The organism is Ewingella sp. AOP9-I1-14 (genome assembly GCF_052375995.1).
Taxonomy (GTDB): Bacteria; Pseudomonadota; Gammaproteobacteria; order Enterobacterales; family Enterobacteriaceae; genus Ewingella; species Ewingella allii.
On the sequence record NZ_JBQSVA010000001.1, the window covers coordinates 530,359 to 550,666 of the forward strand.

Genomic DNA, 20,308 nt, shown 5'->3' on the forward strand with positions numbered 1-20,308 from the left:
AAACGTCTCCGTGCGCAAAGTACAGGGAAAACTTCGTGTTGAATAACCAGAGAACGGAGGATTGAGCTTCACATCGTTGTGCACGCAAGTGAAGGCTGAGCGTTGTTGGCCGCAGCTGACAAAGAGACCGGCGGGTACCGGTACTGGTTTAAAGTATTGCCCCATCATGCATTTCCTCATAGTGGCGACCGTTTATTGATTTGGGGTCGCACACGAACCTGGTTATCTATCCGGATCTGGGTCCGGCCTCTGTTGAATTTAGTTTGTGTAACTCACAATGCAAAAAAAATAACCGGCGCCTTTAAGCGTCGGTTATTCTGCATGTGGCGTATTTTGCACTAAATCGAGGGCCGATGACAAGATTTTGAAGCCCTCAAATGCAATTTCTTTCTATGCCTTGAGTCTGGTCAATAAATAAACGATAGGGGTTCCAGCCTCATCAGCGCCTTAGGCATTGCGCAGCATCCAATCAATTTCTGTTTCAGTCACTCGACGCTCGAACTGTAACAGTTCATCAGATTTACACGCGTGATAGACCTGCGAGAAACGCTCCCCAAGATATTTCTTCAGCGCGCCCTGCTCGTCAAAGGCTGCCAAGGCATCACTCTGACGAATAGGTAACGGAATACCTTCCTGCTCCAGACCATTACCCGTGACGGGTTCCGGCAGAGGCAGTTCATTGTCAAATCCATGTAACATCCCGGCAAGTACAGTTGCCACTACCAGATACGGGTTGGCATCGGCACCGGCAACGCGATACTCCACGCGGTGGTCAACAGCACCGCTACACGGCACGCGCAGCGCCACGGTACGGTTGTTATGCCCCCACGACGCCTGCGTTGGCACATACATGCCGGGCTGGAATCGGCGGAAAGCATTGACGTTCGGCGCTAAAATCGCCATCGACGCAGGCATCAGCTCAATCAAACCAGCCAACGCGCGTTTCATCAGCGCCGAGTCTTCCGACTCCGTGCCAGCAAACAGGTTCTTGCCATTATCATCCAGCACGCTGATATGAATGTGCATGCCGCTACCGGCGTAATCATCGTAAGGTTTCGCCATAAAAGTGGCTTCCATCCCATGATTTTCAGCCACCAATCGCACTAAACGCTTGAGCGCCAGCGCGTGGTCACAGGCCCGCAGGATGTTGTCGCTGTGGTGCAAGTTGATTTCGAACTGGCCGGGAGATGACTCCGCCACCGCGCCATCGGCCGGCAGACCTTGCATTAGAGCAAGGCGATCGATATCGTTGAGAACGTCGGCGAAATGGTCGAGATTATCTACCGAATAGACCTGAGTATGAATACTTCGCTCAGTGGTCCCCGGGTTACAAGGCGGCTGAATAAACCCTTCCGCATCTCGCTGCTTATCGAGCAGATAGAACTCCAACTCTACCGCTACCACCGGGAATAATCCTCGCTGGCGCAATGTTTGCCATAGGTGATTCAGCACATTGCGGGGTTCAACGTCAAAGGGAGTGCCATCTTCGTCAAGCATGGTCAGCAACAGCTGAGCAATATGCTCTGGGTCCGAAGCGGAGGGGGTTAATGTTCCGGGGATAGGGAGACAAATGCGATCCGGCTCGCCTAGCTCTTGGCCAAGGCCCGCCTCTTCCACCACGTTGCCAAGAATATCCATAGCAAACACGGAGGCAGGGAAGTAACAGCCTTTTTCGACTTTAAGCAGAGTAGAGACGGGAATGCGTTTTCCGCGGAAGGTACCATTTAAATCGGTAAGAAGAACATCGACATGCAGAGTAAGTGGGTGACGTTCCAGGTATTGGTTAACTTCATCCTGGAACGCGCTGCTTCGCTTCTCTTCGCCGTGTGCTGCGAAGTCTTCAACTTCGGAACTATTCGATTCAAGAATTAAGGTTTGCATAAAATTTCCACCGTTTGCCTCAAGTTTGAGGCGGATATTGAGGCGACCACGACACCACCATGATGCCCCGCCTTTACTACATCACTGCGAACTTCTTAATGCAACGGCACTCTCAGATCATATAAGGGGCACACCTCATTCCTCGAAGACATATTTGTCTCAATATTAACCCTAGACCCATCAGAATTGTTTTGCAACAGCAACAATTCCTTTACATATAGGTTTGAAAAAGCAACTCCCCGCTGCTAATTTTAATGGAATAACAGCCAAAAAATAGGCAACAAAACGCGATAAGGCGCGGATTTCTTTCCCTTTCGACCACTCAACGAGGCGGTAAAATGAGCACCATATTTTCCCAGGCACCAGCCAGAAAAGAAGAGAGCTACAGACCGATCATTGGGGTCGTCATGTGTGCCAATAGCATTGATGAGAACCCGGCACTGACCGTACACGAGAAGTATCTCGACGCGATTTTCAACGCCAACGCCATCCCCGTCTGTCTGCCACACGAATTGGCCTCACGGGAAGGCGCTATCGAGGAAGTGTTAGCACGTCTCGACGGCATTTTCCTCACCGGCAGCCCGAGCAATGTCGAGCCGCACTGGTATAACGAAGACGGTATCGAGGAGCTGGCCGATCCGGGGCGCGACAAGCTAAGTATTGCGCTGATCCGCGCGACCTTAGCCCAAGGCATCCCCCTGCTTGCCGCCTGCCGTGGTATGCAGGAGTTGGTGGTCGCCACCGGCGGCAGCCTGTATCGCAAAGTGCAGGAAGAGCCGGGCTATATGGATCACCGCGAGGACACCTCCCTCTCCCACGACGAGCAATTCGCGCTGGTTCACCCTGTTAACATCGAGCCGGGCGGCCTGCTGGCAGAGCTTCTGCCCGATTATCAGTCTTTTCAGGTGAACTCACTGCACGGCCAAGGCGCGAAGCGTCTGGGCGCAGAGCTCAGCGTCGAGGCCCGCGCACCGGACAATCTGGTGGAAGCCGTCAGCGTGCGCAGCCACCCCTTCGCCCTCGGCGTACAGTGGCACCCCGAGTGGCACAGCTTGACCGACGCCGTGTCGCGGCAACTGTTCGAATCCTTCGTCGCTGCATGTCGGAAGTATCATCGGGGGTAGAGATATCCCCGGGTTGGGCCCTGCTTAAGTCAACTTCAACTTCAACTTCAACTTCAAAACCGTGGGCGTCGGCCCACACCGACCAAGGGAGGCGTAAACGCGCCTCCCTTGGAACCCTGCGTTTTTATGTTGTGAGATCGAGGCTGCGCAGGGTTGGAATGGACATGTTTCAGCGACCAAGATGATCGTCGCGAAGTGCCGCCGCTTAGGCGGTTCCCTCAGTTCGGGCTTCGAGCCATAGGTCTCGAATCCCGTGGCGAAGGCACCGCCTAAGCGGCGACATTTTGCGGTGGATAACTGAAGTCCCTGAAACACGTCCTCCCCAACGAGCGAAGCGCGCAGTATAGAGCCGGGGATTCTCAAGGGGCGCGGCGATAGGCGCCCCTTGAGGCCGGTGTGGCGGCAGCGCACGGTCTTGAATTTGAATTTAAATTTGAAGATTTAAAGTTTTAAAGCGGGTTTGGGCAGCCAGCCCCAAAGCCCCCAACATGGCTAAATGTTCAATACATTTCTATTGCCACTTTCTCGCTATTGATAGCTAAATTCCTTCGTTTATATCCATTTTAAAAAGGTTTGTTATAGAACCACTACTTTAGTTCTAAAGCCGTCACGGCGGACTTTGGTGGTGCTCACTTGCCAATAATAAAAAGGGTATATCCATGCAAAATATTCGCCGTTTGAACGCGGTTTCCCGCGCTCTGGCTTTAGGGCTTTTATTAACTACCACCAGCGCGGCTATGGCCGCTGACGGAACGCCAGTTCAGGGCGGAACCCTGATTTATCTTGAACAGCAGGCTCACACCAACTTATATCCACCGGCGGGCGGCTTCTATCCGAACGGCGGTATTCTTAACCAAATTACCGATAAGCTGACTTACCAGAATCCGGAAACGCTGGCGATTGAGCCGTGGATCGCCGAGTCATGGTCTTTCAATGCGGATAAAACCGAGTACACCTTTAAAATTCGTCCGGGCGTCACCTTCTCTGACGGCACGCCGCTGGATGCCAACGCCGTGGCGAAGAACTTCGACACTTACGGCTTAGGCAATAAAGAGCATCACCTGCCGGTGTCCGAAGTGATCAACAACTATGACCATAGCGAAGTGGTTGACCCACTGACGGTGAAATTCTTCTTCAAGAAATCCTCGCCGGGCTTCCTGCAAGGTACCGCCACCATTGGCTCCGGCTTAGTGTCGCTGAGCACATTGAACCGCGATTTCGACTCGCTGGGCGATGCCACCCACATCATCGGCTCTGGCCCCTTTGTGGTCAGCAAAGAGACGCTGGGTCGCGAAGTCGATTTAACCGCGCGTAAAGACTACAACTGGGGGCCGAAAAACCTCAAACAGCAGGGCCGCGCTAACCTTGATGGCATCAAAGTGATTGTCACTAATGAAGACAGCGTGCGCATTGGCGCGCTGCTGGCGGGTCAGGCTGATTTTATTCGTCAGGTACAAGCTTATGACGAGAAACAGGCCAAAGACCAAAACTTCCCGATTTACGCTGCTCCGACTAAAGGCGTCAACGACGGCATCGCCTTCCGCCCTGATAACGCCTTGGTTTCTGACCTGCGCGTGCGTCAGGCGTTGCTGCACGCCACCAACTCTAAACAAGTGGTCGACACCCTGTTCTCCCCTAACTATCCGCAAGCCACTTCGGTGGTGGCCAAAACCGCCGCGGGTTATGTGGATTTGAGCAACAAACTGACCTATGACCCGGCGCAGGCCAAAAAGCTGTTAGACGAAGCTGGCTGGAAAGCGGGACCGAACGGCGTTCGCCAGAAAGAGGGCAAAACTCTCGCGCTGACCGTGTATGAATCCCTGCCGCAGCCGCAGAACAAAGAGGTGCTGCAGCTGGTTTCCCAGCAGTGGGGTCAGGTCGGCGTGAAGCTGAATATTCTGGCGGGTGACGCCGGTAGCCGTGTGGCGGACAACCTCGACCCAGAGAAAACTGCCGCCTACGTGGTGGAAGTGGGTCGCGCCGATCCGGACGTGATTAAAAGCGCCTTCTACCCGACCAACCGCGACGTGCTGCTGCAAAAAGGCGGTTCAAGCAGCAAGGTGAAAAGCTTCCGTGATGACAAACTCAACGACCTGTTGATTGCCGTTTCTGCCGAAGTGGACCCGAAAAAGCGTCTGGCGCTGACCGGCGACGTGCAGAACTACCTGTTGGATCAGGCCTACGTCATTCCAATTTTCGAAGAACCGCAGGTGTTTGCCGGTGCTCCCTACCTCAAAGGCGTGAACTTTGAAGCCGTGGGCCGCCCAAGCTTCTACGGCGCATGGTTGGAAAAGCATTAACAGGCAGGAGTAGACAATGAGCCGATACTTTAGTGGTCGCATCGGGCAGGCAGTGCTGGTGCTGTGGGCGGCGTTTACCGTCTCCTTCATCCTGCTGCAAGTGCTGCCGGGTGACGCCATCCTTATCAAATTCCAGAATCCCGATATGGGACTCAGCCCGGCGCAAATCGCGGATATGCGCGCGGTTTACGGAGCAGATGTGCCCATCTGGCAGCAATATCTGCATACGCTGGGCAACTTCCTGCGCGGTGATCTGGGCTATTCGATTCAGGCGGGCGTGCCGGTGACGGAGCTGCTGAGCAGCAACTTCCCGCCGACGCTGCGACTGGCGGTACTCGGCTTTATCTTGGCGGCGGTGGTGGCGGTGGCCATCGCCTTCCTCTCCAGCCTGCTGCACTTCGGCTGGCTGAAGTCGGCACTCCAGTCATTGCCGTCACTGTTTATTTCGATCCCAACCTTCTGGCTCGGCATTGCGCTGATCCAGTTCTTCTCTTTCCACTTACGCTGGATCCCGGTGATTAACCCGGGTGAATGGGTCGGGCTGATTCTGCCGATCGTTACGCTGGCGGTGCCGATTTCAGCCCCGCTGGCGCAGATTTTGATCCGCAGTATCGATCAGGTGCAAACCCAGCCCTTCGTGGCTGTCGCCCGTGCCAAAGGTGCGTCGCGCAGCGGCGTGTTGTGGCGCCACGTTGCGCGTAATGCCCTGCTCCCTGCCCTGACCATTGCCGGATTGCTGTTTGGCGAGCTGATTGCCGGGGCACTGATCACCGAAACCGTCTTCGGCCTTAACGGGCTGGGGCAACTGACCCAGCAGGCGGTCAACAATCAGGATGTGGCGGTATTACAGGCGATTGTGGTTATCTCCGCCGCCGCCTTTGTTGGCATCAACTTGCTGGTCGACTTGGTTTATCCGTTACTGGATCCGCGTCTTAAATCCACTGCCGGAGCGCACGCATGAGTAGCTTACCCATTGAGCAGTTAGGTCAGGAGAAGACACGCCTCGCGCCTCGCCCGAAAACCCGCAGCGCCCTGTTCACCCGCGTTAAGCCGGGGCTGATTCTGGCCTGGGCGGTGATGATCGTGGTGATTTTATGGGCCATCGCGCCGGGGCTGTTCACCTCTTATAGCGGCACGGAAGGCATTGCCGGGGCGCAGCGTCTGGCACCTCAGGCCGGACACTGGCTGGGCACCGACCAGCTGGGCCGCGATGTCTACGCGCGCATTGTTTACGGCGCGTCGCACTCGCTGTCCGGCGCACTGGTTGCCGTGGCGCTGGGGCTGGTACTCGGCACCGCGCTCGGGCTATTCGCCGGCGCAGTTGGCGGCTTTGCCGATACTCTGGTGATGCGCATCGTTGACGTACTGCTGTCGATCCCCGGCCTGCTGCTGTCGCTTTCGGTGATTATTCTGCTCGGCTTCGGCACGGTTCACGCGGCAATCGCCGTCGGGGTCACCTCAATTGCCAACTTCGCCCGACTTGCGCGTTCAGAAGTAGTGCTGGTGCGCCACAGCGATTATGTCGAAGCGGCCTATGGCAGCGGCGGCACCTTCTTCGCGGTGCTGTGGCGGCATATTTTGCCCAACTCGCTGACCGCCGTGCTGGCCTTTTCCGCCCTGCAATTTGGTAGCGCGATTCTGGCGATTTCCACCCTCAGCTTCTTGGGTTACGGCACCCCGCCGCCAACCCCGGAGTGGGGGCTGCTGATTGCCGAAGGGCGTAACTACATCTCTACGGCATGGTGGCTCACCACCTTCCCCGGCATCGTGGTGGTGTTGGTGGTGCTTTCCGCCAACCGTATTAGCCAATCTTTCCGCAGGAGCCGTCGATGAGCCTGAATGTCAGCTTTAACCGCACTGCCGCCGAGCAGCGCACGCCGGTGCTGGCACTGGAAGACGTCTCCATTGCTTACAGCAGCGGCACGCAGAGCCAGCGCGTGGTGCACAATGTCTCTTTCTCGATTTATCCAGGGGAAGTGGTGGCGCTGGTCGGCGAGTCCGGCTCGGGCAAAACCACTACCGCGCAGGCGATTATCGGCCTGTTGGCGGAAAACGGCCATTTGCAGGAAGGGGCGATTCGCCTTAATGGCACCGACATCAGCCAGTGGTCGCAGCGCCGCCTGGACGCGCTGCGCGGCGCGCGCATTAGCCTGATCCCTCAGGACCCCACCAGCTCGCTCAATCCGGTGAAGACCATCGGCGCGCAGGTGGCGGAAATTTTGAACATTCACCGTCGCCTGCCGCGCAAGCAGCGTGACGAGCGCGTGGTGGAACTGCTGGCTCGCGTCGGCCTTTCCCATCCTGAGCTGCGCGCCAAGCAGTATCCGCACGAGCTGTCCGGCGGCATGAAGCAGCGCGTGCTGATTGCCATCGCCATTGCGCTGCAACCGGCTTTAATCATTGCCGATGAGCCAACCAGCGCGCTGGACGTCACGGTGCAAAAACGCATTCTGGACCTGATTGACGAGCTGCGTCACGAGTTCGGCACCGCCGTGCTGTTCGTCACCCACGACCTCGCGGTGGCCGCCGAGCGCGCCGACCGCCTGCTGGTATTTCGTCACGGCAAGGTGCAGGAACAGGGCATTACCGCCGAGGTGCTTAGCGCGCCGAAAAGCGAATACACCCGCCAGCTGTTCGCAGATGTCCCTGCCCTCTCCGGCAGGCATCGCGCATCACTGCGCGCTACTGGCGGCGAAGAGATTTTGCGGGTTGAAAATCTGGTGAAGGACTTCTCACTGGGCGGCAAAGGCAAACCGGCTTTCCGCGCCGTGGATAATGTCTCCTTCACTATCGCACGCGGCACCACCCACTCGCTGGTTGGGGAGTCAGGCTCTGGCAAGACCACGCTGGCGCGTATTCTGCTCGGTTTCCAGCGCCCGGATTCAGGGGCGGTGTTAATCGACGGGCAGGATATTACCCAGCTGAAAGGCGAAGCGCTGCGCCAGCTGCGTAAACAGATTCAACTGGTATATCAGAACCCGTTTGCCTCGCTCGACCCTTCGCAAACGCTGTTTAGCGTTATTGAAGAGCCGCTGCTGAACTATGAACCTATTGCCGCCGACGAGCGCCGCCGCCGGGTGCACAGTATTGCCCAGCGGGTGGCGCTGCCGCTGGAACTGCTCAGCCGTAAGCCGCGCGAACTCTCCGGCGGCCAGCGTCAGCGCGTGGCTCTCGCCCGTGCGCTGATCCTCGAACCGAAGATTCTGGTGCTGGATGAAGCCACCTCGGCGCTGGACGTCACGGTGCAGGCGCAGATCCTCAGCCTATTGCAGGAGTTGCAGGACTCCCTCGGCCTGACCTACCTGTTTATCTCTCACGACCTCGCCACCGTCAGGCAGATTTCGCACAGCGTGTCGGTGCTCAATCGCGGCCAGCAAGTGGACTCCGGCGACGTCGAATCGGTGTTTGCTCATCCGGGCAGTGATTACACCAAAGAACTGATTAATGCGATCCCGGGCAATGGCCGTCATCGCGCTGCATAACTGAACAGCGTTAAGGAATTGAAATGAGTACAAAACGTCTTGGCTTTTTTACCCGTTTATTGGATGACGCCAGCCCGCAAGAGCGCTATCGCTTAGCCACTGAGCAGATCGTTTTTGCCGAACAGCAGGGGTTTGACGCGGCATGGGTGGCGCAGCACCACTTCCACGAAGCCGAGGGCGGCCTGCCCGCGCCGCTGGTGTTTCTGGCACAGGTTGCGGCGCACACCCGTTTCATCCGTCTGGGCACCGGGGTAATCACGCTGGCGATGGAAAATGCGCTGCGCGTGGCCGAAGACACCTCGGTGCTGGATTTGCTCTCCGGCGGGCGTCTGGAAATTGGCTTAGGATCGGGCGGCACGCCGACCTCATTCCCGCCATTTGGCTTGGAAAGCAGCCAGCGCGGCGCGGTATTTAGCCACAACCTCAACACATTGTTACAGGCGTGGCGCGGCGAGCCGCTGGCTGGAACCGATAACCGTTTATACCCGGCTGCGCCTCAGCTGGTGAACCGCGTCTGGCAAGCCACGTTTTCCGTTGAAGGCGGCACGCGCGCAGGCTTGGCCGGTGATGGCCTGATGCTGTCACGCACCCAGCCGCGCCCGGCGGATGCGCCTAACCTGACGCTGGCCGAGATTCAAAACCCCATTATTGATGCCTACCTTGCCGCCCTGCCTGCGGGCGTCGAGCCGCGCATCATGGGCTCGCGCACCGCCTTTGTGACCGAAGACGGGGCCGAAGCGCGCCGACTGGCTGAGAAAGGCCTGCGCCGTCAGGCGGAGAACCATCGCGCCAATGGTCAGACGGTTCACGGCGACACCTTGGATGACCATATTAGCGCCTTTGACGCGCACATTGGCTCGCCGGATCAGGTGACGGCTTCCCTGAAACTGGACAGCGCGCTGGCGCGGGTGACCGACCTGTCATTCCAGGTTCACTCGATTGACCCGCCACACCCATACATTCTGCGCTCCATCGAACTGCTAGCCCGCCACGTCGCGCCAGAGCTGGGCTGGACGCGCCGCACGCCAAAATCCGTGACTTCACCTCTGCACGAACTTGTTTAAGGAAACGCCATGACTACCGCTCAAGATTTGCTCGACCAACTGGCTGTGATTGACGCTGGTTCAGAACTGGCGCAGGCGCGTGAAACTCGCGATGCCGCCACTCGTCACGCCCAAGGGAGCTACGAAACCATTTTTAGCGCCGACGACGGCGTGGATTTCACCTTGGCCGAACGTCTGTTGCTGGCTGAAAACGTCGCCCGCTGGCATAGCGACAGCCAGCTGGCTTCCCACTATGCCGAGCGCCTGAACGCCCTGCCCGATGAAGGCAACACGGCGCGTTTGGAGTCTGCACTCGACCACGGCGAACGCCTGAGCTTTAAACCGGCCAGCGCCACCGCCGCCCACTTACAGGCTTTGCAGCAGGCGGGCTGGTCATTAGACGCCATCGTCACCCTGTCGCAGCTGATTGCTTTTGTCAGTTTCCAGACGCGCCAACTGCGCAGCTATCGCCTGATTGGCGGCCATTCGGTGGAGAACGCCAGTGACCGGAAAGTCGCGGCGGGCCACTGGCGTCACGATGGCAAAACCCACAGCGGGCGCTCTGCGCCGAAGGTGTTTACGCAGGCCGAACTGGGCTGGGAGCCGTGGATCCCGTCGAAGAAGCTGGAAGAGTTTGATGCCGAACAGCAGGCGATTCTGGCGCGCTTCGGCCATACCGACTCCGACTATTTCCGCCTGTTAGGCCGCAACCTGCCGGTCCTTGAGCAACGCACCCTGACCGACAAAGGCATTTTCTACACCAGCGGCGGCCTGCCGCGTAAAGAGCGCGAAATCGCCGCCACCGTTGCCAGCAAAATCAACGGCTGTATCTACTGCGCCTCGGTGCATTCGCGCAAAGCCAGCCAGTTGTCCAAGCAGACCGAAGACGTGCAGCGTCTGATCGACACCGCGCCGGGCGGCATTCTCAGCGAGGGGCAGTCCCCGCGCTGGCAGGTGCAGATCGACTTCGCCGCTGCGCTCTCCGCCACGCCGCCAACCGCCAGCAGCGCCCATATCGCCCGGCTGCGCGAAGAGGGGCTGAGCACGCTGGAAATCGTCGACTTAGCGCAATCCACCGCCTTCTTCGCCTGGGCCAATCGCCTGATGTTAACGCTGGGAGAACCTTTTGATGACTGAGATTTCAACACCGGAACAGGCAGTAGAAACGAAAACTGAGATAACGCCGCATCTCGACCACGCGGTGATTAACGTGGCCGGATTGCTGGATCACGCCCAGCAGCAATTCCGCCGCTTGGGCTTCCAGCTCACGCCGCGCGGGCATCATTCGCTGGGTTCGAGCAATCATCTGGCGATTTTCGGCGAGAACTATCTTGAACTTTTAGGTTATGAAGCCGCCAACGAGCACACCCGCAAAGACCTGTGGCTCGCGCCGCTCGGCCTGACCGGGCTGGTTTGGAAAACGCAGGACGCCTCGGCGGTATTCCAGCATTTGCAGCAGCAAGACATTGCAGGCTCAGCGCCCGCCGATTTTTTCCGTCCGGTGCAGCTTAACGACGGCTCCGAGCCGAATGCGCGTTTTCGCACCGTGCCGCTCTCCGCCGAGCGCGTGGCCAATGGCCGCAGCTTCTTCTGCCAGCACATCACGCCGGAGCTGGTGTGGCGCACCGAATGGCAGCGCCACCCGAACGGGGTGAGCAATATCACCGGTTTCGTTATCGCGACCTCCGCGCCGCAGGAGACCGCCAGCGTTTATGCCGAATTGTTCGGCGAGTCGGCGCTGAGCCACGGCTCGCAAGGTGAAGTGGAGATCAAAGCCGGGCGCGCCACGGTGCGTTTCATCCCCCCAGAGCGCGCCACCGCCCTGTTCAGCAAGATCCCCGAAGGGGAAAACGGCACGGCGCGCATGGTCGCGCTGGAGTTTGCCACCGCGTCGCTGGACTTGGTGAGACAAAGTTTGAAAGTCGGCGAAATTGCGTTTTCGGATACGCCGGAAGGCGTTGTGGTCAGAGCTGAAGATGCACTTGGGGTGGCATTGAGTTTTAGGGACTAGGCGAGTCTGGGGGCGGCTTGCGTTGGAATGCAAACTGGCCTTTAAGGTCAAGGTCAAAACCGTGCGCTGCCGCCACACCGGCCTTAAGGGGCGCCTATCGCCGCGCCCCTTAAGAATCCCCGGCTCTTTACTGCGCGCTGTCGCTGGCTGGATGGACGTGTTTCAGGTACTTCAGTTATCCACCGCAAAATGTCGCCGCTTAGGCGGTGCCTTCGCTTCAGGCTTCGAGCCATAGGTCTCGAACCATTCGCTCAGCGCCATTTTTGACTGCGGTTTTGAGGCATTTCGACCGTGCCGTTTCAGGGGGTTTTGCTTTGCTCCTCCCCTATTTAGGGGAGGAGCAGAACGTCGTTCTGACCTTCAAATTGATGAAAAGTCTAAACTAACTCCCACTCGCGCATCTGTTTTTTGATTTCTCTTGCCGAGGCCAGCCGGATTTTTGGCACTGTCCATTGTGCAAACTGCTTCGTATAACGTTGTCGATTATTCGGTGTGACGAAAATGATGTGGTGGAACATGTCCCAGTTCAGGCTGTCTTTGCCCCCTTCCAGAGCGCCGTAGCGCTGCTTTTCAAACAATGTCCGATTGACGTAGCGCGCGACGCTTAATGCCGTAGACACATCCAGCACAATAATCCCCGTCGCTCTGGCGAGGCGCTGTGGCTGCAACTTCGAATAATTGCCGTCAATAACCCATCTTTCGCCTTTTATCTCTTCATCGTGAAGCGCGATGAATTCCTCCGTTGGCCGAGGCTGCCACTGAGTGTTAGGTAGATGATACAGCCGGTCGAGATGAACAATCTTCAAATCCAACTTCTTGCCGATGGCATCAGCAAGCGTTGATTTACCACTATTAGAAGGACCCAAAATACAGATTCGATGACCAAGATCAGACAGTTTCATGAGTACCTCAAAGAGCAACTGCTAAGCAAAAAGGGGCGGCATTATAAGCAACCCATTGCCAGCTTTCTACTTTGAAATAGAGAAGAGATAACACCAACCTAAACAGTGGCTGTCTGAAACGGCACGACTGAAAAGCCCCTAGACCGCAGTCAAAAATGACGCCGAGGGAGAGGTGAGAAACAACGAGCGGGGGGTATACGAGTTGGTCCGAACCCGAACTGAGGGCACCGCCTAAGCGGCGGCATTTTGCGGTGAACACCGAGGTTTCTGAAACATGTCCGCCCAACCAGCGAAGCGCGCAGTGAAAGAGCCCGGGGGTCCAGGGGGCGGTGGCGATAAGCCGCCCCCTGGTCGGTGTGGGCCGAAGCCCACGGTTTTGACGTTGAAGTTAAAACTTCACGGCAGGTCTGGGCAGCCGCCCATCAAAACTTATAATCAACCGCCACAAAGTATCGACGACCATCCTCGTTATAGCTGTAAGCATCACGATTCAAATCTTTATCCAGCAGGTTCAGCACGCCGGCGCGGATCTTCACGGCTTTGTTTACTTTGTATGAACCGCCGGTGTCCCACATGGTGTAACCGCCCGGCGTCGCGCCGTTGTCGGTCACGGTGCGGGTCTGGCCTTTCATGTTGGCAGTCAGATAAAGATTCCAGTCGTCCTGCGGGTTCCAGTCAAGGGTGGCGTTGGCGGTGTGGAACGGCAGCGTGTTGAGTGGCTTATTGCCGCCATTGCTCAAGTCGCGCCCGTCGTTGTAGGTGTAGTTAAGCTTCAGGCCGAAGGCTTCGCTTAACGGCAGCTTCAACTCCGTTTCCAGCCCGCGAATACGCGCTTTGTTGACGTTGTAATATTTGAAAATCGGATTGCCCGATTTATCAAAACCCACAAAGTTACTGTAGCTCGGTGCCTCCGCGCGGTCGCGGGTGCGGTTGATGCCAATCATGTCGTCAACGTCGTTCTGGAACACCGTGGCGCTGGCGGTGACATCTTCCAGCAGGCCCTCTTCGCCCGCATAGTACAGGCCAAGCTCGACGCTTTCGCTGGTTTCTGGCTTGAGGTCCGGGTTACCGACGATTTGACAGGCGCCGCGACAGGAAGCGCTGGTCCAGTCGGAGCTGAGTTGCAGCAGTGACGGAGCTTTGAACGCCGTGGCCCAGCCGCCTTTTACCGTCACGGTGTCGGTAGCGTTATAGACCAAATAAGCACGCGGCGACCAGTTCACGCCGTAGTTTTCGTGGTCGTCCATGCGCACGCCGCCGGTGAAGGCCAGATTTTCAAACATCCGCCATTCATCTTCGACAAAGATCGCATACTGGTTGGCCTGAGTGCTGCCGCTGCCGGTCAGATTGATATTATCTTCCAGCTTGTCGTTGCGATACTCGCCGCCGAGGGTGAATAACTGATTGATTTCACCTAGAGGCACGACAATTTTGCCGTCCAGCGAGTTGTTTTTCGAGGTTATAGTGTCGCTGTTTTTATTCTCAAGATTTTCACCGTAGAAGCGCAATTCGGTATTCGCCCAGCCCCAGCGGCCATTGTGGCCTAGCGAGTAGTTTTCGCGCTCGAGACGGTTTTTATCCAGCGTGTCAGAATCGCGATCCTGACGGTTGAAACCGTAACCGAAGGTCAGATCCTGATTATCTTCCGGGGTCAGCGTGAATTCAGCATTGGCGTTGCGCATGGTGTAACCTTCAATGCGCGGCAAACCGGCTGAACCACTGGAGGAATCCGTCTGATCTTTCTCACGTTTTCCCAATGCGCCGTAGACTTTCACCCCGAGCATGTCGTCAATTAACGGGCCGCTGGTGAAGAAATTACTGTTATAGCTATCGCCGCGATCGCGGTGCTCCTGCACGGTGGTATCCGCACTTAAGGTGCCGTGCCAGGCTTTGCCGACTTTGCGGGTGATGATGTTGACCACGCCACCCAGCGCGTCGGAGCCGTAGAGCGAGGACATCGGCCCGCGCACCACTTCGATGCGTTCGATAGACTCTGTGGGGATCCAGCTGAGATCAAAATCGTTATGGCGGAATACGGCGTTGCGCGAGTTAACGCGTTTGCCGTCGACCAAAATCAGCGTATAGCTACTGCTCAGCCCGCGAATACTGACGCCTTGACGGTTGTCGCCTTCGCTGGTGAGCTGCACGCCCGGCACGTCTTTCAGGACATCTTTCAGGTTTTGTACCGGCTTTTTATTTAAATCATCGTGGGTGATGACGCTAATACTGGCGGGAGCATCTTTGAGGTTTTGCTGCACCGAAGAGGCGGTAACGACTATCTGATCCTCGTTATCCTTTGCCTCTTTAGCGTCGTCGGCAAACACCGGAAACGCTGCGGTGAACAGCTGTGCGCATAATCCGGCCTTCATTGCCGGTGTCCATGTAACCTTGACCATGTTGCATTCTCTCCATGAGATAAAATAACAAGCAAACTTGTTAAATAGCCAATATCACCGGATGACAGGCGTGGGTGTGCCGCCCGGGATAAAGGATTGTTATTTGGTTTAGGCTCACAAATTGAAGGTTGAAGCATCAGGCCACTACTTTGGCGACCTGATTATTTATAAAAAATACTGCGCATATGCCCGAAACAAGACGAGCATTTTTATATAGAGGGGGCGCTAACTAACCCATCAATCAAGATTTGCGGCGTTCCCTGCGAGCAGCGCTCGATACGTCCGCGCACGCCATAGACGCGTGCCAGACTGTCCGGCGTGATCACCTCTTCCGGCTCTCCATCGGCAATCAGATTACCGTCTTTCAGCATCAATACGCGATCGCCGTGGCGCAGCGCGATATTGATGTCATGCACCACCACCACGGTGACGATATTGCGTTTTTGCGTCTCTTTGCGCACTAAGTCCATCACGTGGAATTGATAGTTCAAGTCCAGTGCTGACAGTGGCTCGTCAAGCAGCAGCAGCGATGGTTGGCGAATCAGCGACTGCGCCAAGCCCACCAGCTGCTTCTGACCACCAGAAAGCTGGTCGAGATAGCTCAGGGCCAGATGTTCAATCCCCAGCTGCTGCAACAGCGTCATCACCTGCTCGGTGGTTTCCGCCTGTTTGCCATTACTGCCAGAGGCGCGTTGAGCCACAATGATGGATTCCAGCACGTGCAGATGCACACCCGCCGGCAGCGACTGTGGCAAGTAGACTACCTGCTCGGCGCGGCGGGCGAAAGGCATGGGCATCAGGTCGTGGCCGTCGAGGATCAGCTGCCCTTCGGCGCGATTCAGCCCGGCCAGCGAGCGTAGAAGCGTGGATTTCCCACTGCCGTTCGGCCCCAGCAGCACGGTAATTTTACCCCGTGGCAGCATCGGCACGTTGAGGTCACTGATCACCAAACGTTTCGGGTAGCCCGCTTTAAAACCGCGGATTTGCAGCCCTTGGGTGGCCGAGTTCAAGTCAGTTTTTGCAGTAAATTCTAAAGTGGTATCAGACATCAGACGTTCCCCCGATGACGCAGAATAATACTCAGGAAGAACGGCACGCCAACCAGAGAAGTCACAATACCCACCGGAATAATGACGCCCGGCACCAGATTTTTCGAGGCAACGGAAGCCATCGACAGCACCAGAGCACCAATCAGCGCACTGGCTGGCAGGTAGAAGCGGTGATCCTCACCGAACATCAGGCGGGCGATGTGTGGCGCAACCAGACCGATAAAGCCGATTGGGCCGACAAACGCCACCGCCAGCGCGGAAAGAATACTGATTCGCAGCAGCGTGCCGAGGCGCAGACGGCGCACGTCGATACCAAAGCTGATGGCGCGATCTTCGCCGAGGCGCAGCGCGGTCAGCTTCCACGCGCTCATCATCGACCAAGGCAGCAGCACAAAGAAGGCCAGCAGCATCACGCCCAGTTTGACCCAAGAGGCACGCGCCAGACTGCCCATGGTCCAGAACACCAGACCTTGCAGCGTATCCTCAGTGGCAATGAACTGCATCAGCGAGACTAAGGCGTTGAAAGTAAAGACCAGCGCGATACCGAACAGCACCACGCCGGAGCTGGCAACTCGCGTCCAGCGCGTGATGCCGTCGAGCATTAATGCGGCGAGTAAGGCGAAGATGAAGGCGTTAGCCGAGATAAACCACTGATCCGGCACGCCCGGAATACCAATTCCCAGCACAATCGCCAGCGCGGCACCGAAGGCCGCCGCCGAGGAGACGCCGAGGGTGAATGGCGACGCCAGCGGGTTATTGAGGATAGTCTGCATCTCTGCCCCGGCGAGGCCGAGCGACATGCCCACCGCGATAGCCATCAAGGCATAAGGCAGGCGGATATCCCAAACAATAACGCGTGTCCCGGCATCAGCAGAGGCGGAATCAAACAGCGTTTGCCAGAGTGTACCGAGCGACAACCCCGATGGCCCCATCACAAAGTCGATCAGCAGCGATGCGACAATCGCCAGCACCAGCACCAACATGATTAATAGACGGCGACGGACAATATTTTGGTAGCGTCCCATCACGCTGCCATCAGCCTGCGGGCTGGTATTCAGCAAGGGATCGGTAGTTGCGCTCATGTTTCTAGACATCTCAGTGATTTATAAATCTCAAACGTGCAGCAGCTTACTGCCCGCTTTCCTGTTTTTTGGCTTCAGTCCAGTAGGTGCCGGAAGGCTCTACCGCCAAAAACTGTTGGTACATCTGCTTCATGGTCTGCTCAGGATCTAAATCAGCAAACTTCTGCGGATAGAACCATTTTGCAAACGCCTGCACCGCCAACACGTTGTACGGTGAGTTGTAATAATTGTGCCAAATACCGAAACTGTGCCCCTCTTCCACCGCCTTTAGGGTAGAAATCCCCTTGCGCTGAAGCAGCGGCGTGAAGCTCGCCTGAGCCTGCTGTGGCGTCACCTGCGCGCCCAGAATCAGACTGGTCGGCAGTGAGCTATCTCCGGCTTTCTTCGGCGCACCGCCACCGCTGGCGATGTAAATGTCCGGCTGGGAAGCGATCACTTTTTCCAGATTGACCAGTCCCAGCGGACCCGGCAGCAGCGGCTTGGAAATGTTAACGCCACCGGCCAAATCGATGAAGTCGCCCATATTGCCATTTCCGGCTGAGCGGCAGCATTCATCCGTGGTTGATGCACGCAGTTCAATAAACACTTTCGGTTTATTTTCTTCACTCACCTTGCTGGTGACATCCGTTACGCGCTTGATATTGTTGCGATAAAACTGGATGTAATCCTGCGCCTGCTTTTCACGGTTGAGCACTTTACCCAGTAATTCCATACTTGGCAGAGTATTTTTCAGCGGCGAGGTGCGGAAATCGATAAACACCACTGGCACGCCCGCTTTCTCAAGCTGGCCGACTAACTCGCTACTGCGGCCGGGGCCGTGCCCTGCAAGGCCAAAGATGGCGATATCAGGTCGCAGCGTCAGCACCTTCTCCGGGCTGATGCTGTCAGCCGTCGTGGTGCCAATCAGCGGTATTTTATCAATTTGCGGAAACTTCTCGCGATACACCGCATAGGTTTGAGGGTCCAGTTTACGGAAATCCCCCTGCCAGCCGACAATGCGGTCAAAGGGCTTCTGCCCTTCCAACAAAGAAACCGCGTAAAACAGTCGGCCTTCGCCCAAAACAATGCGCTGTACATTATCCGGTACGGTCACGGTTCGCCCGGCGATATCCGTTACGGTAACCGCTAATGCCTGCGTGCTGCAAAGCCCCAGAATCAGGCTGATTGCCGCGCCCTTCACTCCTGTAAAACGGTATTTATCCTGCATTATCATCTTCTTGCAATTCCTTTACGTTTCCCTGAAGAGGGCATAACAATAATGGAAACGATAATAATTATCAATGCGATATGCAGAAGCTATTAAGACTACAGGATGTTTTGGCCGGAACAAATCAATGGCAGGTAACAAAGCGTTAACCTGTACTACTAAAAACTTCGCAATAAAAAAAGGCAGAGCCTTAGCCCTGCCTTTTCTATATCTTGCTGTTTTATCTGTTATTTATCTTGATGCTCAGGAAATTCCATTTCGCTGTACTTTACGACTTTGGTTCCGCGAGTCCACTTGTAACCGAACCAGATGATCAGGAACAGCGGCAGGCCAATATAAGTCGCCGCCACGCCATACCAATCGATAGTGTCTTTCAGGAACGCCTGATAGTTCTGCCCTAAAGTGATAATCAGGCACAGCACAAAGGCGAAAATCGGGCCGAACGGGAAGAAGCCGGACAGATAAGGCAGGTCCTTCAGGTCACGCCCCTGCGACACATAGCCGCGACGGAAGCGATAGTGGCTGATCGCAATCCCCAACCAGGCGATGAAGCCGGTCATGCCCGAGGTGTTCAGCAGCCACAGGTAAACCGTTTGGTTGCCGAACATGGAGCTGAGGAAGCACAGAGCCGCCACCACGGTAGTGGCATAGAGCGCGTTGCGCGGTACGCCGCCTTTGGACAGCTTGGCAAAAATACGCGGCGCTTTACCTTCGGAAGCCAGAGTAAACAGCATGCGCGTTGAGGCGTACATGCCTGAGTTACCGGCTGATAGCACGGCAGTCAGGATCACGGCGTTCATTACCGCAGCCGCTGACAGCAGGCCCGCATTGCGGAATACCAGCGTGAACGGGCTGACGCTGATATCACCCACTTCGTTGCGCAGCAGATTCGGGTCGGTGTAAGGGATGATCAGGCTGATCACCAAAATCGCCAGAATATAGAACAGCAGGATACGCCAGAACACCTGACGAACGGCGCGTGGGATGTTTTTGCCTGGATTTTCAGACTCTCCGGCGGCAACGCCAATCAGCTCGGTTCCCTGGAAGGAGAAGCCGACTATCATCGCCACGCCAATCATCGAGGCAAAACCCCCCGCAAACGGCGCATCGCCAATCGCCCAGTTATGCCAGCCCGCGCTTTCGCCACCGCGCATAATGCCGGTGATCATCAGCACGCCGACGATGATGAAAATGATCACCGTGACCACTTTGATCAGCGAGAACCAATATTCCGCTTCACCAAAACCGCGCACGGAGATGTAGTTCAGCAGGAAGATCAGGCCAAGGAATAAGGCGCTCCAAATCCAGCCCGGCGTGTCGGGGAACCAGTAGTTCATCACCAGCTGAGAAGCCACGAGGTCAACGGCGATGGTCACTGCCCAGTTGTACCAGTAGTTCCAGCCGAGGGCGAAACCAAAGCCCTCTTCGACATATTTCGAACCATAGGTTGAGAAGGAGCCGGAAACCGGCATGAAGGCCGCCAGCTCGCCAAGGCTGGTCATCAGGAAGTACACCATGATGCCGATTAACGCGTAGGAGAGCAGCGCGCCGCCCGGCCCTGCCTGAGAAACCGTCGCCCCAGAGGCAACAAATAAACCAGTACCGATTGAACCGCCAATGGCGATCATAGTTAAGTGGCGGGCTTTAAGCTCGCGACGCAGGCCAGACGGTACCGGCTGCGAATTTTTAGTCGATGGTTGAGCCATTTTTGCCCTGTTTAAGCTGTTATTTGAAATTTTACGCGCGGATTGTAGCAAAACGTGACTGTCTGAATAGCAGGAACGACCTGTTATAAGACACCTTCATAATAGCCTAGGGATCATTAGCAAAA

The 20,308-nt window shown here is 56.5% G+C and carries 15 protein-coding genes; 8 read left to right on the forward strand and 7 right to left on the reverse strand.

Annotated elements, in window-relative coordinates:
- Window positions 1–447 precede the first annotated feature (447 nt).
- On the reverse strand, window positions 448–1,881 hold the full coding sequence (locus ACT3RT_RS02610) for a glutamine synthetase family protein (RefSeq protein WP_353502692.1): 1,434 nt from the start codon (window positions 1,879–1,881) through the stop codon (window positions 448–450).
- A 338-nt stretch (window positions 1,882–2,219) separates the two neighbouring features.
- Here ACT3RT_RS02610 and puuD point away from each other — a divergent pair, with 338 nt between their 5' ends.
- The 8 genes from puuD (at window position 2,220) to ACT3RT_RS02650 (ending at window position 11,841) form a co-directional block, all read left to right on the forward strand.
- Complete coding sequence (gene puuD / locus ACT3RT_RS02615) at window positions 2,220–3,005, forward strand: gamma-glutamyl-gamma-aminobutyrate hydrolase (protein WP_353502693.1); 786 nt, start codon at window positions 2,220–2,222, stop codon at window positions 3,003–3,005.
- Window positions 3,006–3,664: 659 nt separating this feature from the next.
- Window positions 3,665–5,305, forward strand: coding sequence for a TIGR04028 family ABC transporter substrate-binding protein (locus ACT3RT_RS02620; protein WP_353502694.1), 1,641 nt, complete (start codon window positions 3,665–3,667; stop codon window positions 5,303–5,305).
- A 16-nt stretch (window positions 5,306–5,321) separates the two neighbouring features.
- The gene (locus tag ACT3RT_RS02625; RefSeq protein ID WP_353502695.1) at window positions 5,322–6,266 is read left to right on the forward strand and encodes an ABC transporter permease; all 945 of its coding nucleotides are present in this window, start codon (window positions 5,322–5,324) and stop codon (window positions 6,264–6,266) included.
- Window positions 6,263–7,138, forward strand: a complete 876-nt coding sequence (locus ACT3RT_RS02630) for an ABC transporter permease (RefSeq protein WP_353502696.1) — start codon at window positions 6,263–6,265, stop codon at window positions 7,136–7,138. Before ACT3RT_RS02625 ends, ACT3RT_RS02630 begins: the two co-directional genes overlap by 4 nt.
- Window positions 7,135–8,787: a dipeptide ABC transporter ATP-binding protein gene (locus ACT3RT_RS02635; RefSeq protein WP_496202453.1), complete on the forward strand. Its 1,653-nt coding sequence runs from the start codon at window positions 7,135–7,137 to the stop codon at window positions 8,785–8,787. The genes ACT3RT_RS02630 and ACT3RT_RS02635 overlap by 4 nt, the downstream gene beginning before the upstream one ends.
- A 23-nt stretch (window positions 8,788–8,810) precedes the next feature.
- The gene (locus tag ACT3RT_RS02640) at window positions 8,811–9,851 is read left to right on the forward strand and encodes a putative FMN-dependent luciferase-like monooxygenase (RefSeq protein WP_496202454.1); all 1,041 of its coding nucleotides are present in this window, start codon (window positions 8,811–8,813) and stop codon (window positions 9,849–9,851) included.
- Window positions 9,852–9,860: 9 nt separating this feature from the next.
- The gene (locus ACT3RT_RS02645; protein ID WP_496202455.1) at window positions 9,861–10,967 is read left to right on the forward strand and encodes an alkylhydroperoxidase domain protein; all 1,107 of its coding nucleotides are present in this window, start codon (window positions 9,861–9,863) and stop codon (window positions 10,965–10,967) included.
- A complete protein-coding gene (locus ACT3RT_RS02650) occupies window positions 10,960–11,841 on the forward strand; it encodes a VOC family protein (RefSeq protein ID WP_485901312.1) in 882 nt (293 codons plus the stop codon). The genes ACT3RT_RS02645 and ACT3RT_RS02650 overlap by 8 nt, the downstream gene beginning before the upstream one ends.
- Window positions 11,842–12,218: 377 nt before the next feature.
- Here ACT3RT_RS02650 and ACT3RT_RS02655 read toward each other — a convergent pair whose 3' ends face one another.
- The 6 genes from ACT3RT_RS02655 to ACT3RT_RS02680 form a co-directional block, all read right to left on the reverse strand.
- Window positions 12,219–12,743 (reverse strand): P-loop NTPase family protein, encoded by a 525-nt coding sequence (locus ACT3RT_RS02655; protein WP_485901314.1) that lies wholly within the window; start codon window positions 12,741–12,743, stop codon window positions 12,219–12,221.
- Between the two features lie 422 nt (window positions 12,744–13,165).
- The gene (gene cirA, locus ACT3RT_RS02660) at window positions 13,166–15,139 is read right to left on the reverse strand and encodes a catecholate siderophore receptor CirA (protein ID WP_485901316.1); all 1,974 of its coding nucleotides are present in this window, start codon (window positions 15,137–15,139) and stop codon (window positions 13,166–13,168) included.
- Window positions 15,140–15,348: 209 nt separating this feature from the next.
- Window positions 15,349–16,188 (reverse strand): ABC transporter ATP-binding protein, encoded by an 840-nt coding sequence (locus ACT3RT_RS02665; RefSeq protein WP_353502703.1) that lies wholly within the window; start codon window positions 16,186–16,188, stop codon window positions 15,349–15,351.
- The gene (locus tag ACT3RT_RS02670) at window positions 16,188–17,270 is read right to left on the reverse strand and encodes a FecCD family ABC transporter permease (protein WP_034791619.1); all 1,083 of its coding nucleotides are present in this window, start codon (window positions 17,268–17,270) and stop codon (window positions 16,188–16,190) included. Before ACT3RT_RS02670 ends, ACT3RT_RS02665 begins: the two co-directional genes overlap by 1 nt.
- 46 nt (window positions 17,271–17,316) lie before the next feature.
- Entirely contained in the window at window positions 17,317–18,477 is a 1,161-nt protein-coding gene (locus tag ACT3RT_RS02675) for an ABC transporter substrate-binding protein (RefSeq protein ID WP_496202456.1), read from the reverse strand.
- Between the two features lie 227 nt (window positions 18,478–18,704).
- A complete protein-coding gene (locus ACT3RT_RS02680; protein WP_353502705.1) occupies window positions 18,705–20,183 on the reverse strand; it encodes an amino acid permease in 1,479 nt (492 codons plus the stop codon).
- Window positions 20,184–20,308 lie beyond the last annotated feature (125 nt).

Bases quoted from the DNA above. Each gene is read 5' to 3' on its own strand.
- ACT3RT_RS02610 (WP_353502692.1), bottom strand. From the start codon at position 1,881: ATGCAAACCTTAATTCTTGAATCGAATAGTTCCGAAGTTGAAGACTTC.
- puuD (WP_353502693.1), top strand. From the start codon at position 2,220: ATGAGCACCATATTTTCCCAGGCACCAGCCAGAAAAGAAGAGAGCTAC.
- ACT3RT_RS02620 (WP_353502694.1), top strand. From the start codon at position 3,665: ATGCAAAATATTCGCCGTTTGAACGCGGTTTCCCGCGCTCTGGCTTTA.
- ACT3RT_RS02625 (WP_353502695.1), top strand. From the start codon at position 5,322: ATGAGCCGATACTTTAGTGGTCGCATCGGGCAGGCAGTGCTGGTGCTG.
- ACT3RT_RS02630 (WP_353502696.1), top strand. From the start codon at position 6,263: ATGAGTAGCTTACCCATTGAGCAGTTAGGTCAGGAGAAGACACGCCTC.
- ACT3RT_RS02635 (WP_496202453.1), top strand. From the start codon at position 7,135: ATGAGCCTGAATGTCAGCTTTAACCGCACTGCCGCCGAGCAGCGCACG.
- ACT3RT_RS02640 (WP_496202454.1), top strand. From the start codon at position 8,811: ATGAGTACAAAACGTCTTGGCTTTTTTACCCGTTTATTGGATGACGCC.
- ACT3RT_RS02645 (WP_496202455.1), top strand. From the start codon at position 9,861: ATGACTACCGCTCAAGATTTGCTCGACCAACTGGCTGTGATTGACGCT.
- ACT3RT_RS02650 (WP_485901312.1), top strand. From the start codon at position 10,960: ATGACTGAGATTTCAACACCGGAACAGGCAGTAGAAACGAAAACTGAG.
- ACT3RT_RS02655 (WP_485901314.1), bottom strand. From the start codon at position 12,743: ATGAAACTGTCTGATCTTGGTCATCGAATCTGTATTTTGGGTCCTTCT.
- cirA (WP_485901316.1), bottom strand. From the start codon at position 15,139: ATGGTCAAGGTTACATGGACACCGGCAATGAAGGCCGGATTATGCGCA.
- ACT3RT_RS02665 (WP_353502703.1), bottom strand. From the start codon at position 16,188: ATGTCTGATACCACTTTAGAATTTACTGCAAAAACTGACTTGAACTCG.
- ACT3RT_RS02670 (WP_034791619.1), bottom strand. From the start codon at position 17,270: ATGAGCGCAACTACCGATCCCTTGCTGAATACCAGCCCGCAGGCTGAT.
- ACT3RT_RS02675 (WP_496202456.1), bottom strand. From the start codon at position 18,477: ATGCAGGATAAATACCGTTTTACAGGAGTGAAGGGCGCGGCAATCAGC.
- ACT3RT_RS02680 (WP_353502705.1), bottom strand. From the start codon at position 20,183: ATGGCTCAACCATCGACTAAAAATTCGCAGCCGGTACCGTCTGGCCTG.